This window comes from Deinococcus multiflagellatus, assembly GCF_020166415.1.
In the GTDB taxonomy this organism is placed as follows: domain Bacteria; phylum Deinococcota; class Deinococci; order Deinococcales; family Deinococcaceae; genus Deinococcus; species Deinococcus multiflagellatus.
Map to the genome: position 1 here is coordinate 389,872 of NZ_JAIQXV010000001.1, position 14,262 is coordinate 404,133.

Here is a 14,262-nt window from a genome sequence, read left to right on the forward strand (position 1 = left end):
CCCCGCGCAGGGCAGGCTGCTACAGTGGCCGCTGTGAACAGGGCGTGGGGGCGGGTGCTGGCGCTGGGGGCGGCCCTGGGCGGCCTCGCCTGGGCGGCTGAACGTGCGGCGCGCTGGGCCGGGCTGGGCACCGTGCGCCGGGCCCGCAGTGCCCAGCCAGGGGTGGGGCTGCTGCTGCAAGGTGGCCCGGACCCCCAGGTGACGCCCCCCCTGCTGAGCGCCTTGCCGGCGGCCGGCGCCACCGCCACCTTCCTCTTTGACCAGGCAGCCGCCCGCGCCCACCCGGCCCTGGTGCAGCAGGCCGCCCGCGAAGGGCACACGGTGTTGCCCCTGGTGGGACGGGGGCCGTGGACTGGTCCGTGGGCGCTGGCCCGGCAGGTGCGGGTGGCCCGGCATGACTTCGCGGCCCTGCTGGGCACGCCCCCCACCCTGTTCGCCCCCGGCCCCGGGGTGAGCCGGGTGGCCGCCGCCCTGGCTGGGCGCTGGAGCGGCCTGACGCCCGTGGTGGGCCAGCCGGGCGGCGCGTGGGGCGGGCCACTGCGCGGGCGGCGCCCCGGCGCGCTGCTGCAGCGGTCCGGCACCGATCCGGCGGCGGCTGTACACCTGCCCCCACTGCTGGGCAACCTGCAGGCGCGTGGTTACGAGGTCCGGGGCTTGGACGGGTTGCGGGGCGTGCGGCCTGAGAACTGGCGCGACCTGCCCGCCACCGCGCTGCAAGGGGTGGATGTGCTGTACGACCGCCTGGGGGGCATCCACCGCATTGGGGGCCACGTCAGCAGCCTCTTCCGGGTGGGCGCGGCGTCCTATCCGCTGGCCGACGTGACGGTGCCCCATCCCCAGTTGCCCGGGGGCCTCACCATCCGGCGCGGCGAGCGCCTCACCGAGTTTCACCTGGACAGCGCCCGCCTCGTCGAACTGGCCGAGCGGCCACTGGCGGGGCGGCGCATTGTGACGCACTCCATTCGGGACCTCGCCGCCGCCCTGCAGGATGACCCGGCCTGCCGCGAGCACCCGGCGGTGTTCAGCATCAGCATCTTTGCCGACGTGCTGGCGCTGTACGGCTTCACGGTCCTCGACCTGCCGCCCGCGCACCGCCGCCGCCTGACCTGGTGGTCGCGGACCCTGCGCCGCGCCTACGGGGTCTCTGATCCAGAGAAAGTCCACGTGCCGCGGCTGGCGGTCATGGCCCGCGAGGAGCTGATCCGCCGTCACGCCACCCATCGGGGGCATCCAGGGGTGGAAGGCTGAACATCTGGCAGGTTTTGGCTTACTCTAACTGTCATACGGCAGGTCTTTCCCCCCAAGTTCCAGGTGAAACATGACCGTGCCGTATAAATCCTCACAACGGGCTTGCACCGAATCCACCAGCGGTGGGATAGGCAAAACCCCGGCGCATGGCCACAATACAAGCTGGCGTGTTGTTCTCTCTTCCCTCTCATTTCTGGCCTGGAGGCCGCCTGTGAACCGTTTTCTTCCTCTGCTTGGCGTCACTGCCGCCCTGCTGGCGGGCTGCGCGACCTCGACCTGGACCGCGCCGGGGGCCCCCCAGGTGGCCCGGCCCACCACTGTGGCGCGGGTGTCGGTGCTTCCTGGGGACACCCCGGAGACGCTGGCACGCGCCCTGGGCGGCACCGTGCTGTCATGGCCAGAGGCCGACTGCGCCGAGGCCTGCGTGGCCCTCATTGGCTTAGAGGCGCCCCCGGTGCGCGGCCTGCAGGCCCTGGGTGGCCGCACGGTGCAGCAGGAAGCCAACCGCGACGTCTTTGGCGGCGGCGGGGCCGTGACAGCCGTCATGAACGGCTCCATGAGCATGTGGGCGGGCGGCTCCATGAGTATGTGGGCCGGGGGCTCCATGAGCATGTGGGCGGGCGGCAGCTACGCCATGCTGCCCCAGAACACCGCGCTGTGGCAGAAAATCGGGCTGGAACAGGCCCAGGGCATGGCCCGCAATCTGGGGTCGGGCGTCACGGTGGCCGTGATTGACAGCGGCATTGACCTGGCGCACCCGGCGTTTGCCGGCGCCCTGACACCGCCCTCAACCTGGAAGGATTTCTACGGCGGTGACGCGCGGCCCCAGGAAGAAGGCGTGGCGGGCCAGGGCGCCTACGGCCACGGCACCAACGTGGCGGGCATTGTGCTGCAGGTGGCCCCGCGCGCCAAAATCCTGCCGCTGCGGGTGCTGGGCCCCGACGGCTCGGGCGACGTGGTGATGGTCGCGCAGGCCATTGACTACGCCGTGGCCCAGGGGGCGCGCGTGATCAACCTGAGCCTGGGGAGCGACCAGAACTCGCCCACCGTGCAAGACGCCGTGCGCCGCGCCACCGAGGCGGGCGTGCTGGTGGTGTCCTCGGCGGGCAACAACGACATGGACCGCCTGACCTCGCCGGCCAGCCTCGCCGAGACCAAGGGCACGCTGGGCAACCACCTGCTCAGCGTGGGCAGCGTGGACCTGCGCGACCTGAAATCCAGCTTTTCCAACTACAGCACCAACCTGGAACTGGTGGCACCGGGCGAAGCCGTCTCGGCCCCCGCGCCCGATGGCCGCGTGGCGGCCTGGAGCGGCACGTCCATGGCGGCGCCCATGGTGACGGGCGGGCTGGCCCTGGCTCTGGGCGAACCCCTCAAGGTGTCCCTGTCAGACCTCAGCCGCAAGATGGCGGATTCGGCCTTCAACGTGTATGCCAATGGCGCCAACAGCGCCTACAAGGATCGCCTGGGCACCAAGGGCCGCCTGGACCTCCCGGCTTTCCTGACGAGCGTCCTGCGGAACTAGGCGGCGTGGCAGCCCAGACCTCCGATTCTGCGGCTTCCCGCACCCCGCACCCGGTCGAAGCGCTGCTGGACACCAACCCGGCCGGCGCCCTGGCGCTGCTCGAAGAGTTGGACCCCGGGGCCGCCCCTGCGGGGCAGCGGCTGCTGTGGCGCGGGCGGGCCCTGCACGCCACCGGGGATCTGCCCGGCGCCCTGCAGAGCCTGCAGGCGGCCGCCGAGACCCTGGACGCGCAGGCCCACCCCAGCGCGCTGGCCGAGGCCCTGCTGCTGCTGGGCCGCATTCAGCTGGCGCGGGGCGACCTGGACGGCGCCCACGCGGCGCTGCGGCGCGCGCACGATCTGGCGGCCCAGGGCCTGCCGGATCAGCAGGCCACGGCCCTGAACCAGCTGGCGGCCGTGAGCCACCACCGCGGCGAAGCGGCGCAGGCCCTCAAATACCTGCACCAGGCACTGGAAATCCGCGTGCAGCGCGGCGACGTGACCGGGCAGGTGCACTGCCTGACCAACATTGGCACCCAGGAAAGCTGGCTGGGCCAGTACAAAGAGGCGCTGGAGCACCTGAACCAGGCCTACGGGCTGGCGCGCACCCTGCCGGACGATCCGGCGCTGGTGGCGCCCATCCTGAACAATCTGGCGCAGGTGCACCACATGAACGGCGACCACCGGCTGGCCTACGAGGTCATGGGCGCGGCGTATCAGGCCACGGCGGCCGGCCACAACCCGCAGCACAAGGCCATCAGCGCGCTGAACCTGGGGGCGTTCGCGCTGGAGGTCAGCGAGCTGGAGGCCGCGCGGCAGCACCTGGACCTTGCGCTGGAGCACAGCCGCGCCCTGGGCTTTCGCATGGGCGAACTCAATGCCCTGGATTCCCTGGGCATCCTCTATGAGCGCACCGGCGCCGCCCAGGCGGCCCAGGACGCCTTTGGCGCCGCGCTGGCCCTGGCACTGGAAATCGGTCTGGTGCAGGGGCAGGTCGAAGCGCGCCTGCACCTGGGGCGCCTGCACCTGCGCGCCGGTCGCCTGGACGAGGCCGAGGCGCACCTGGCCGAAGCCGAGCGGCTGGCGGTGCAGGCCGAACTGCCCAAGGAGCACGGCGACGCCGCCGAGGCGCTGATGGAGGTGTACGAAGGGCGGGGCGACCCGGCGCGCGCCCTGGCCTACGCCCACACCCTGCGCGGCCTGGAACGCCAGCGCTTTGACAGTGAGCGCGAGCGGCAGACCCGGCAGCTGGCCATCCTGTTCGAGGTGGAGCGGGCCCACCAGGAAACGCGGCTGTACCAGATGCGCACCACCCTGGCCCAGGAGGCGCGCGAGGCGGCCGAGCGGCAGGTGGAAGAACGCACCGCCGAACTGGCCCGCGCCCAGCACGAGGTGGTCACGCGCCTGGCGATGGCCGCCGAGTACCGCGACGACACCACTGGCGACCACACCCGGCGCGTGGGCCGCGCCGCCGCCCGCATTGCCCAGGCGCTGGGCTGGCCCCCGGCCCAGGCCAGCATGCTGGGCATCGCCGCCCGCCTGCACGATGTGGGCAAGATTGGCATTCCGGACCGCATCCTGCTGAAAAAGGGGCACCTGACCCCGGCGGAATACCGCCAGATGCAGCAGCACACCCTGATTGGTGGGCGCATCCTGTCGGGGGGGCAGTCAGCGCTGCTGCGCCTGGCCGAGGAGATTGCGCGCACGCACCATGAACGCTGGGACGGCAGCGGCTATCCCCTGGGCCTGCGCGGCGAGGCCATTCCGCTGACCGGGCGCATTGTGGCGGTGGCCGATGTCTTTGACGCTCTGACGCAGTCGCGGCCCTACAAGGCGGCCTGGACCACCCAGCAGGCGCTGCAGGAGATTCAGGCGCAGGCCGGGCGACAATTTGATCCCACCATTGTCGCCGCGGCGCTGCAGGTGCTCCCCGACGCAGCCCCCGGCCAGGACCACGCCCTGCCACTGCCCGAAGAGGATGTGGCGCCTATTCTGGGGGTCTTTGAGCAGCTGCTGGCCGAACGCACAGCGGGTGATCCCGCCCTCTACGACGTGGAGCCCGACGCCGACTGATCGAGGCTTTGGCGGCTCGGCTACCGCGGCGCTTCTGTCCTTTGTTGGCGTAGTGAAAGAAGTGCGGAACAGAGGTCAGGGCTTGAAAAGCGGGGCAGGAGAAGGGTCCCAAGCGTTTCATAGCGGTAACCACAAGACCTGAAGGGTTCCCCTTCAGGTCTTGTGGGGCGAACGGAGCGAGTGACCGCGACAGACAGCGGTTAGAGTTGAGGGGGTCCCTTCATCCCCAGGGCGGAACGGAATACCGCTGTCAGACGACGTTTTCACCGTTTCGGCCTGCCCGGGTTTGAAACCTGGGCGCACCAGTGATGATCGGCTCGCCGCCCCTGCTCCACAGAACGATTTGGGACCAAGGCACACCGGGGTGTGGGGCCACCGCTGAGGTCAGACGTGACGCCCGTATGCCATGCAGGCCGTCCCTATCGAGACAAAACGAAGCCCCAGGGGAACAGCAAGAAGCAGGTCTGCCGGCCACCCCACCGCCTGAAAACTGGTCCGGACCATTGCGGACACGGCTGGGCAAGCCCGGCCCCTCCCGCACCGCAAGAGGGGGCTCCTTCGGTTACGACGCCCTGGTGTTCAGGGGCGGCGTGCCCTGCGGCTCGGCCACCTCCGCCCAGTCCCAGAGGCCCGCGCGGCTCATGGCGTGCAGGCGGCGGCGCAGTTCGGCGTGCGCGTGCAGGCCTGCCTGAAGTTCGGCGTCGCTTTTCAGGGGCAGACCAGCGCGGCGCAGGGCGCCCAGATCTGGGAAGGGAGGTGGGGGCGGCAGGGGGCCGCCCTGGGTCTCCACGAAGGTGCGGCTCAGGCTGTCCACACTGGTCAGGGCCCGGCGCAGACCGCGCGGAGGCTCAGCGTCCAGCGCCGAGAACAGAATCAGCAGCGCTTCGCCCAGAGCCGGCAGGTGCAGGTCCAGGGCGTCCTGGGCATGGTGGTCGCGCAGGCGGTGCAGGTACGGCGTATTCATGTGGGCGGCGTCCACCCGGTTCAGCACGCTGTGCAGGTCCACCGTCAGGCTGTGCAGGCCCCGGTCATGGTCGGTGTAGGCGTTCAGGATCAGGGCCTGGGCGCCCGGGCCGGCGCGGTGCAGGGCCAGCGCCAGTTCGCGCCGGTCGGCCCGAGCCTGCGCCACGGGCACGATAAAGGTGATGGCAAACGTCAGCAGAAAAAAGCCTGAAATGGCAGCCACGTCGGTCAGGATGCGCCACATGGGCTCGGGGGCGATGATCTCGCCCAGGCCCAGGGTGCTGAGGGTATAGCCCACGAAATAAAACGTGGCCAGGAAGGTGGCGGGCTGCCCACTGTCTGCGCCTATCAGCGCCCCCGGTTGGGACCAGAAAATCAGGGTCCAGCCCAGCCACGTCAGCATGGTCCACACCACCAGCGAGCCAGTGATGAGCACAGGCGTGCTCCAGTACAGCACCCCGCGGCGGCGCGTGCGCTGCGCGATCAGGTGCAGCCCCGCATACAGCAGGCGCTGCGCGGCGCGGTTCAGGCGGCCCTCCCCCGCCTGAATACAGGTGACCAGCAGATCCACGAGCACGCCGACCACCAGAACCAGCCCGGGAATCCACAGGAGTTGGCGCATGGCGGGTATTGTCGCGCTTGGTCAAACAGCCCCGCGAGGTGGGCTCTCTTCATGTTCGGCGCCTGGGCCCTGGGGGGAAGGGAGGCGCGGTCCGAGCACCTGCGACGGTCGGGGCCGTGGGTGCGGGCGCATCCAGAACCGCACGAAAGTTTCTTGGAGCCACCCGCAGCGGTGAGCTTGTGCCACGCATGGGCAGACCCGGCTCTCGCACGGTGGAGCACAGCGGCCCCAACCGCCTTGCCGAACCCCCTATACCCGGGCGGTGGCCTCCACCAGCAGGCATCCGGGGACCCCGTCTTTGCGGCTCTCCCCTGCTGGCGCACCACCGGCGGTGCCGGCGCCCCGCACCGGCCCAGCGCCCGTCAGGTCAGTTCGGCGAACACGGCGCGGCTGATCACCAGCTGCTGAATCTCGCTGGTGCCCTCGTAGATTTCAGTCACCTTGGCGTCGCGGTACAGGCGCTCGACGGGGTACTCGCGGCTGTAGCCGTTGCCGCCGAAAATCTGAATGGCGTCCCGGGTGCCGTCCACCGCCGCCTCGCTGGCAAGCAGTTTGGCCATGCTGGCTTCCTTGCCGTAAGGCTTACCCTGGTCTTTGAGCCACGCGGCTTTCAGGGCCACCAGCCGGGCACTCTCAATGCGCGCAGCCATGCGGGCAATCTTAAAAGACACCCCTTCGAATTCACGCAGTTTCTTGCCAAACTGCTCGCGCTCTGCCGCGTAGTGCGTGGCATGTTCCAGCGCGGCGCGGGCAATGCCCAGGGCCTGCATGGCAATGCCAATGCGCCCGGCGTCCAGGCTGGCCAGCGCGATGATCAGCCCCTGGCCTTCCTCGCCCACCATGTTGGCGTGGGGCACGCGCACCTCCTCAAAGGTGACCGTGGTGGTGTGCGAGGCGTGCAGGCCCAGTTTTTCCTCGGGCTTGCCAAAGGACAGCCCCGGCGTGCCGTTTTCCACGATGAAGCACGACACGCCGCGCGCGCCGCTGCCGCCCGTGCGCGCCATGACCAGATAGGTGTCGGCCTGCCCGCCGCTGGTGATCCAGGCCTTTGTGCCGCTGAGCACCCAGTGGTCACCGTCGCGCACCGCCTGCATGCGGAGGCTGGCGGCGTCGCTGCCCGCGCCGCTTTCCGTCAGGCAAAAGGCGCCGATGTGCTCTCCACTCGCCAGGGGCTGCAGGTAGCGCGCTTTTTGCTCGTCGGTGCCGTAACGCAGAATCATCTGTTCTGGCAGGCCGTTTTGCACCGAGACAATCACGGCCACGCTGGCGTCGGCAGCGGCAATTTCTTCCAGGCACAGGGCGTAGGTCACGCTGTCCAGGCCCGCGCCGCCCCAGCGTTCGGGGACGGTGGCGCCCAGCAGGCCCAGCTCGGCCAGCCCGCGCAGCTGTTCACGCGGGTACTCGCCGCTGCGGTCATACTCGGCGGCCTTGGGCGCCAGTTCCGCGCGGGCGTAGTCGCGCACATGCTGCACGATCAGGCGCTGGTCGTCGCTGAGCGCGAAGGTCATGCCGGGGGCGTCGGTGACGGTCATGGGTGCAGGCTACCAAACGGGCGTTAGGGAGATTGGGGGAAACGAGGGAGGCGGGCCGCAGGGGGCGGTGCGCGGGAAGGGCCTGCGTCCTGTCAGATGGGGTTGCTGTGGTGCCTCGCTCTGGGGTTCACGTTCGTCAGGGCCAGAGACCCCATCAGGCCCGATTGTCCTACACGCTACGGCCCACAGCCTCCGCCAGCGCCTCTTCAATGCCCCGGCCGCGCCAGCCGGTTTCGACGGCAGCGGCCTCGCCGCCGTCCCAGCGCAGGTGGGCGCCAATGACGGTGCCGCCGGCAATCGCCAGGGCGGCGGCGGTCAGATGGGCGGCGGGGGCCTGGGGGCACAGGCGCGCGGCGGCGGCGCGCAGGGCGGGGGCCAGGGGCAGCGGGGGGCAGGTCACGCGAACGCGGGCGGGCAGGGTCACGCGGGGAAGTCTAGCGTTCCCCTCCTTTTAAGTGCCTCACCCCTCCCATTCCAACGTTTCAGAACAGCGCAGAAACGTTTCCATTCTCGGGGTGAGGCACTTTGTTCGCTTCTCGCTCCGCTCGGTTGATCTAAAGATCAACAGCGAGCTACTTGGAGGGCGCACGTCCCGGCCCCTGGCCCTTTACAATGCCCCGCAATGATCGGGGGCGGCACGCAATGGCACAGACGGACGTAAGAGGGCGCGCGGGGCGGGTGCTGGGCTGGGTGCTGTGCCTGCTGCTGTTTGCCCTGACCGGCGTGCTGGGGCTGCTGACCCTGGGGCTGCTGGGCTCGATTTCCGGGGGCGGGCCGCTGTGGCTGCGCTCGCTGGGGGCGTTGGTGCGGCCCCTGGCCGAGGCGCTGGGCGTGGCCCACTGGAGCGGCGTGGCCCAGGCCCTGAGCCTGATGGTGCTCACCAGCCTGGTGGCGGCGGCGGCGGCATATGTCAAGCCCCGGGGGTAAGCGCGGGGCGCGGGTTCGTGCGCTTCTCACGCCGCTTTAGGCGGCCCTCATGGTGCGTGGTACGATTGTGGGGTTTGTACCGGAGGCAAAGTGAGGCTGTCTGAAGACATCGGAATTGACCTGGGAACGGCCACGTTCCTGATTTACAGCAAGAGCCGGGGCCTGGTGCTCCAGGAACCCAGCGTGATTGCCATGGCCCGCGACAACAAGCAGGTCAAGGCCGTGGGGGAAGAGGCGTACCGCATGATCGGGCGCACCCCCGGCGGCATCGTGGCGGTGCGGCCCATCAAGGACGGCGTGATTGCCGACGAGGGCCTGACCGAGAAGATGATTTCCATGTTCCTTCAGAAGGTGCAGGGCAGCGCGGGCCGGCTGTTCGGTTTCAAGCCGCAGCTGATGCTGGGCGTGCCCAGCAACGTCAGCGACGTGGAAAAACGCGCCGTGCTGCGCGCCGCGCTGAACTCCAATGCCAAGCGCGCCTTCCTGATCGAAGAACCCCTGGCCGCCGCCATTGGCGCGGGCCTGAAAATCGCCGAGCCGGTGGGCAGCATGGTCGTGGACATCGGCGGGGGCAGCACTGACGTGGCCGTGATCTCGCTGGGCGGCATCGTGGTCTCCGAGTCCATGCGCGTGGCAGGCAACGAGTTCGACGAAAGCATCATCCGCTACGTGCGGCGCAAGCACAACGTCCTGATTGGTGAGCGCACTGCCGAGGAAATCAAGGTGAAGGTGGGCGCAGCGATGTTGCTCGATGACGCCGAGAACCTGACCGCCGAGGTGCGTGGCCGCGACCTGGTGAACGGTCTGCCCAAGACCATCAGCCTGGATTCCACCGATGTGGTCGAGGCCCTGTCGGAACCCGTCACCAAGATCGTGGAGGGCGTGAAGCGGGTGCTGGAAATCACCCCGCCCGAACTGGTCAGCGACATCATTGACCGTGGCATCGTGATGACCGGCGGCGGTTCGCTGCTGCGCAACTTCGACGAACTGCTGCGCCAGACCACCGGCATTCCGGTGGCGGTGGCCGAAAACGCCGTGGAGGCCGTGGCCGTGGGCACCGGCATGGCCCTGGAAATGATTCCGGTCCTGGGCGACAGCCTGGTCAGCAGCGACAACTACCTGCGGCGGTAAAAAGACAGCCGTGGGCCAGAGGCTCTGGGCCATGAGGTGGGAGAGGGTCGCCCCGGCGCGCTCTCCCCTGTTTTTGCCCATGGCTCATGGCCCAGAGCCCAGAGCTCAAAAGGAGGCTTCATGTCCCCCATCCTGATTCAAGAGGTCCTGCAGACCCTGCCCCACCGCTTTCCCTTTGTGCTGGTGGACCGGGTGCTTTCGGCCGAGGGCGGTACCGTGCATGCGCTGAAAAATGTCAGCGTGAACGAGCCCTACTTTCCGGGGCACTTTCCCCAGGAACCCGTGATGCCCGGCGTGCTGATCGTGGAAGCCCTGGCGCAGGCCAGCATGTTCTGCCTGCACGGGCAACTGGAACCCGGCACCGTGGGCTATCTGGCCGGCGTGGAAGGCGCCCGCTTCAAACGCAAGGTGATTCCCGGCGATCAGCTGCACCTGCACGTCAAGCTGGAATTCCTGCGCCGGGGCCTGGGCAAAACCACCTGCCGCGCCGAGGTGGACGGGGAACTGGCGGCGGAGGCGACGATTCTGTTTGCCGTTGCCAAAGGGTAAGTGGTCAGTGGTGAGTGGGGAGTGGAAACAACGCAGCCCTAGGCCCTTTTTCCAGGCAAAGCGGACCAGGGGAGCTGGTTTTCTGCCTTTCCCCACTTCCCACAACCCACGCCCCACTTCCGGGGCCGAAGGCCCCTCATGACCCGACTCACCCGCCTTGTCACCGCCGAGCTGTGGCCGCCGCTGCTGGCCGGGACGGCGCTGTTCACGGCCATTCTGTGCTTCGGGTACTTTTTCGTGTCCAGCCAGTGGTTGCAGGGCGTGCCGCTGGGGCTGGTGGGGCAATGGATCGCGTATCAGGTGCCCGACACGCTGGTGAAGGTGCTCCCCATGGCGGTGGTGCTGATGACCGTGGTGGCTTTTGGCCGCATGAACACCGAGCGCGAACTGGTGGCGGTGCAGTCGGGGGGGATCAGCCTGGGGCAGGTGGCACGGCCAGCGGCGGTGACTGCCCTGCTGGTCACAGCGCTGAGCGTGTGGCTGAGCCTGTGGGTGGCGCCACGCGCCAATGTAGAGACGCGCGGCCTGTACTGGGACACGCTGACCGGCGCCGGGCTGGGGCAGCTGGCAGGCAAAACGGTGGACCTGGGAGGTGGCCTGACCCTGTACCTGCGCGGCTATGACGCCGCAACGCGCGAGTTGCAGGGCGTGCGGGTGGAGAAGTGGCAGGCGGACAACCACCAGCGCGGCACCCTCATCCTGGCCGAGCGGGGGACCTACGAAGGGCAGCGGCTGACCCTGCGGGACTACGCCACCTTTGCCGTGGATTTCGCAGCGGCCCGGCAACTTACCCGGCTGCCCGAGGGCGACCCGGCGGCCTTTCGCGCGGCGGTGCAGGCGGTGTTTCCCAGCGTGATCGTGCCGGAAAAGACCAGTGATCCCCTCACCGTGGACACGGGCCTGAGCCGCAAGGAGACGCTGGCGAAATACGCCGACGCCATCGGGGCCGATGCCCAGGGATGGCGCGAGCTGACCGCCATCCTGCGCGACCCGGCGGCCAAGCCCGAGGACCGGCAGCAGGCCCGCCTCAGCCTGAACCGCAAGCTGGCGCTGCCCTTTGCCAACCTCGTGCTGGCGCTGGCGGCGCTGCCGTTCGCCCTGCGCTTTGGCCGCACGCTGGGGGTCAGCCTGGGGGTGGCGCTGGCGCTGGCCGTGGCGTATTACCTGCTGTTTCTGGTGGGGCTCACGGTGGCGGGGGCTTCTCCCGCCTTCCCTGAACTGGGTGTGTGGCTGGCGAATATCGCGTTTCTGGCCCTGGGGCTGACCCTGCTGAGGCGCGCGTGACCGCCGGGGACCCGCTGCGCGCGCTGATCGTGTCGGCGTCGTTCGGTAGTGGGCACCACCAGGCGAACGGGGCGCTGGACGCCGCCCTGCGGGCCCGGGGCGTACCGCTGCAGGTGCGCCACGCCGACCTGCTGAAATACATGAGCCCGGTGGAACGCACGGTCACGGCGGGCACCTATGACCTGTGGGTGCGGCACATGCCGGCGGTGTACCGCGCCTTCTACCAGTGGACCGACCGCGAGCAGGCGCCCACCGCGCAGGTGTTCGGCTGGCTGGGCTACCGCGCCATGCGCCGCGACGTGCACGAGGTGCGCCCGGAAGCGGTGGTGAGTTCGTACCCCACGCCCGTGGCCCTGGCCGACAACGTGCGCCGCCGCACCGGGGCCGAATTCCTGAACGCGCTGGTGGTCACCGATTACCGGGTGCACCAGCACTGGGCCCGCGCTGAAGCCGACCTGCTGATGGTGCCCAGCGAGGAGGCGCGCGAGCAGATGCTGGGCTGCCGCATTCCGCCGGAGCGCGTGGCGGTCACGGGCATTCCCATTGCCGGCATCTACCGCGAACTGATAGGCGCGGACAAGGCGGCGCTGCGGGCCAAACACGGCCTGGACCCAGAGTTGCCGCTGATTCTGCTCTCGGCAGGCGGCACCGGCAGCTACCGCGCGCAGGGCCGGGTGCTGACCGAACTGGCAAACCTGGGGGTGCGCGTGCAGGTGCTGGTGCTGGCCGGCGCCGACGGGCACGGAGTGGCGGAGCTGGGCGGGGCCACGCTGCACCGCCTGGGCTTTACCACCTCGTTTCCCGAACTGCTGGCCGCCGCCGATCTGGTGGTGGGCAAGGCGGGTGGGCTGACCGTGGCCGAGGCCACCACCCTGGGCGTGCCGATGGTGATTCACGCGCCCATCCCCGGCCAGGAGGAATACAACGCCCTGTACCTCGAACGCCGAGGCGCGGCCATCTGGGCCCGCACGCTGGCCGAATTGCGCCCGGCCGTGCGGCGCGCCCTGGACAGGGACGAGCACGCCCGCATGTCCCGCGCTGCCCGCGCCGCCAGCCAGCCCGACGCCGCCGACCGCGTGGCCGCCGAACTGCTGCGCCGCCTGGGGCGGGCATGAGGCGCACCCTGGCCTGGGGGGGCGCCCTGCTGCTGGGGTACATCGGCCTGCCGTACCTGCTGGTGCAGCGGCTGAATCTGGGGGTGCTGCGCGAGGGGCCGCCGCGCCCCGGGCAGCTGGCCCTTACCTTTGACGACGGCCCAGACCCCCAGACCACGCCCGCTGTGCTGGACGCCCTGAAGGCGGCGGGGATGCACGCCACCTTCTTCGTGCTGGCCCCCCACGCCGAGGCGCACCCGGCCCTGGTGCGGCGCCTGCTGGCCGAGGGCCACGAGGTGCAGGCCCACGCCGCGCGGCACCTCCATGCCTGGGTGCGGTCGCCGTGGTCGGCGTTTCTGGACCCTGGTGAGGCGGCGCGGCGCATTGCGGCCGTGACGGGGCAGCCGGTCACCCTGCACCGCCCGCCCCACGGGGCCTACACCCTGGCGACCATTCTGGGCCAGCGGACGGCAGGGCTGCGCGGCGCCCACTGGAGCGTGGAGGGCGGCGACTGGCAGAAGGGGGCAACGCCGCAGGGCACGGTGCAGGCCCTTCTTCCCCGCCTGCGCCCTGGCGCGGTGGTCGTCTTGCACGACGCGGGACCCGGCGCGCGGGTCACGGTGCCCATGCTGCCGGACCTGCTGCGGGCCATGCAACAGCGGGGATTGAGGTCAGTGACGCTGAAGGAGTTGGCAACTCACCCATAAGGCTGCCCAGCCCTGCCGTTTCCAGCGACGCCCGCGCCCTACACTGCCCCCATGACCCTTGGGCTGAAACGGGGCACGGTCGAACTGCGGCCCTGGTCGCCGGCCTACCCGGCGCTGTTTGAACAGGAACGCGCCCGCGTGGCCGGGGTGCTGGGGCCTCTTGCCAGCGGTATCCAGCACATCGGCAGCACCAGCATTCCGGGGCTGGTGGCCAAACCGGTGCTGGACCTCGCGGTGGCCGTGCCGGACCAGCAGGCGATAGTCGCCTGTGCGCAACCCCTCGCCACCCTGGGGTACGTCTTCATGGGGGACCCGGTGGGCAAGGGGGAGGCCTTTTTTGCCCGGGGCAGCGACGAGGCCCGCACCCATTACCTGCATGTGCTGAGCGCCGATCACCCGCACTGGCACGCCTACCTGACTTTCCGGGACGCATTGCGCCAGAGTGCGGACCTGCGCGACGACTACGCCCGCCTCAAGCAAACATTGGCCCAGGCCCACCCAGAGCAGCGCCGGGTTTATACCGCTCTCAAAGGCGAATTTATTGAGCAGGTGCTGAAAGGCCGGGTGGCCTCCCCCAGCTGATCACTTCAGAAAAGCGGTGGAGCGCGGCCCTTGGACCACGCTCCACA

13 protein-coding genes are annotated in these 14,262 nt (G+C 69.8%); 10 read left to right on the forward strand and 3 right to left on the reverse strand.

The features are described from left to right. Positions 1-33 precede the first annotated feature (33 nt). The 3 genes from K7W41_RS01865 to K7W41_RS23445 all read left to right on the forward strand — a co-directional run bounded on the left by K7W41_RS01865 (position 34) and on the right by K7W41_RS23445 (position 4,824). Entirely contained in the window at positions 34-1,248 is a 1,215-nt protein-coding gene (locus tag K7W41_RS01865) for a YkoP family protein (RefSeq protein ID WP_224604115.1), read from the forward strand. Positions 1,249-1,459: 211 nt separating this feature from the next. Beyond that, complete coding sequence (locus tag K7W41_RS01870) at positions 1,460-2,773, forward strand: S8 family peptidase (RefSeq protein WP_224604118.1); 1,314 nt, start codon at positions 1,460-1,462, stop codon at positions 2,771-2,773. Between the two features lie 5 nt (positions 2,774-2,778). Further along, positions 2,779-4,824: an HD domain-containing phosphohydrolase gene (locus K7W41_RS23445; RefSeq protein ID WP_318010887.1), complete on the forward strand. Its 2,046-nt coding sequence runs from the start codon at positions 2,779-2,781 to the stop codon at positions 4,822-4,824. A 562-nt stretch (positions 4,825-5,386) separates the two neighbouring features. Here the strand turns inward: K7W41_RS23445 and K7W41_RS01885 are convergent. The 3 genes from K7W41_RS01885 to K7W41_RS01895 all read right to left on the reverse strand — a co-directional run bounded on the left by K7W41_RS01885 (position 5,387) and on the right by K7W41_RS01895 (position 8,365). Further along, the gene (locus K7W41_RS01885; protein ID WP_224604122.1) at positions 5,387-6,409 is read right to left on the reverse strand and encodes a potassium channel family protein; all 1,023 of its coding nucleotides are present in this window, start codon (positions 6,407-6,409) and stop codon (positions 5,387-5,389) included. A gap of 362 nt (positions 6,410-6,771) precedes the next feature. Continuing rightward, complete coding sequence (locus K7W41_RS01890) at positions 6,772-7,941, reverse strand: acyl-CoA dehydrogenase (protein WP_318010888.1); 1,170 nt, start codon at positions 7,939-7,941, stop codon at positions 6,772-6,774. 169 nt (positions 7,942-8,110) lie between these two features. Next, the gene (locus tag K7W41_RS01895; RefSeq protein ID WP_221090425.1) at positions 8,111-8,365 is read right to left on the reverse strand and encodes a hypothetical protein; all 255 of its coding nucleotides are present in this window, start codon (positions 8,363-8,365) and stop codon (positions 8,111-8,113) included. A 218-nt stretch (positions 8,366-8,583) separates the two neighbouring features. Between K7W41_RS01895 and K7W41_RS01900 the strand changes: the two genes are divergently transcribed. The 7 genes from K7W41_RS01900 to K7W41_RS01930 all read left to right on the forward strand — a co-directional run bounded on the left by K7W41_RS01900 (position 8,584) and on the right by K7W41_RS01930 (position 14,215). Then, positions 8,584-8,868: a hypothetical protein gene (locus tag K7W41_RS01900; RefSeq protein WP_224604125.1), complete on the forward strand. Its 285-nt coding sequence runs from the start codon at positions 8,584-8,586 to the stop codon at positions 8,866-8,868. A gap of 90 nt (positions 8,869-8,958) precedes the next feature. Further along, entirely contained in the window at positions 8,959-9,999 is a 1,041-nt protein-coding gene (mreB, locus tag K7W41_RS01905) for a rod shape-determining protein (protein ID WP_107136290.1), read from the forward strand. A 120-nt stretch (positions 10,000-10,119) separates the two neighbouring features. Then, positions 10,120-10,548 carry a 3-hydroxyacyl-ACP dehydratase FabZ gene (gene fabZ, locus K7W41_RS01910; RefSeq protein ID WP_224604128.1) on the forward strand — a complete coding sequence of 143 codons (429 nt, stop codon included), beginning with the start codon at positions 10,120-10,122 and terminating at the stop codon, positions 10,546-10,548. A 138-nt stretch (positions 10,549-10,686) separates the two neighbouring features. Then, a complete protein-coding gene (locus tag K7W41_RS01915; protein WP_224604132.1) occupies positions 10,687-11,832 on the forward strand; it encodes an LptF/LptG family permease in 1,146 nt (381 codons plus the stop codon). Beyond that, positions 11,829-12,947 carry an MGDG synthase family glycosyltransferase gene (locus K7W41_RS01920; RefSeq protein ID WP_224604134.1) on the forward strand — a complete coding sequence of 373 codons (1,119 nt, stop codon included), beginning with the start codon at positions 11,829-11,831 and terminating at the stop codon, positions 12,945-12,947. The genes K7W41_RS01915 and K7W41_RS01920 overlap by 4 nt, the downstream gene beginning before the upstream one ends. Further along, on the forward strand, positions 12,944-13,633 hold the full coding sequence (locus tag K7W41_RS01925; RefSeq protein WP_318010889.1) for a polysaccharide deacetylase family protein: 690 nt from the start codon (positions 12,944-12,946) through the stop codon (positions 13,631-13,633). The genes K7W41_RS01920 and K7W41_RS01925 overlap by 4 nt, the downstream gene beginning before the upstream one ends. A 51-nt stretch (positions 13,634-13,684) precedes the next feature. After that, on the forward strand, positions 13,685-14,215 hold the full coding sequence (locus K7W41_RS01930; protein WP_224604136.1) for a GrpB family protein: 531 nt from the start codon (positions 13,685-13,687) through the stop codon (positions 14,213-14,215). The last annotated feature ends 47 nt before the right edge of the window (positions 14,216-14,262 follow it).

Bases quoted from the DNA above. Each gene is read 5' to 3' on its own strand.
- K7W41_RS01915 (WP_224604132.1), top strand. From the start codon at position 10,687: ATGACCCGACTCACCCGCCTTGTCACCGCCGAGCTGTGGCCGCCGCTG.
- K7W41_RS01900 (WP_224604125.1), top strand. From the start codon at position 8,584: ATGGCACAGACGGACGTAAGAGGGCGCGCGGGGCGGGTGCTGGGCTGG.
- K7W41_RS01885 (WP_224604122.1), bottom strand. From the start codon at position 6,409: ATGCGCCAACTCCTGTGGATTCCCGGGCTGGTTCTGGTGGTCGGCGTG.
- K7W41_RS01930 (WP_224604136.1), top strand. From the start codon at position 13,685: ATGACCCTTGGGCTGAAACGGGGCACGGTCGAACTGCGGCCCTGGTCG.
- K7W41_RS01890 (WP_318010888.1), bottom strand. From the start codon at position 7,941: ATGACCGTCACCGACGCCCCCGGCATGACCTTCGCGCTCAGCGACGAC.
- K7W41_RS01925 (WP_318010889.1), top strand. From the start codon at position 12,944: ATGAGGCGCACCCTGGCCTGGGGGGGCGCCCTGCTGCTGGGGTACATC.
- fabZ (WP_224604128.1), top strand. From the start codon at position 10,120: ATGTCCCCCATCCTGATTCAAGAGGTCCTGCAGACCCTGCCCCACCGC.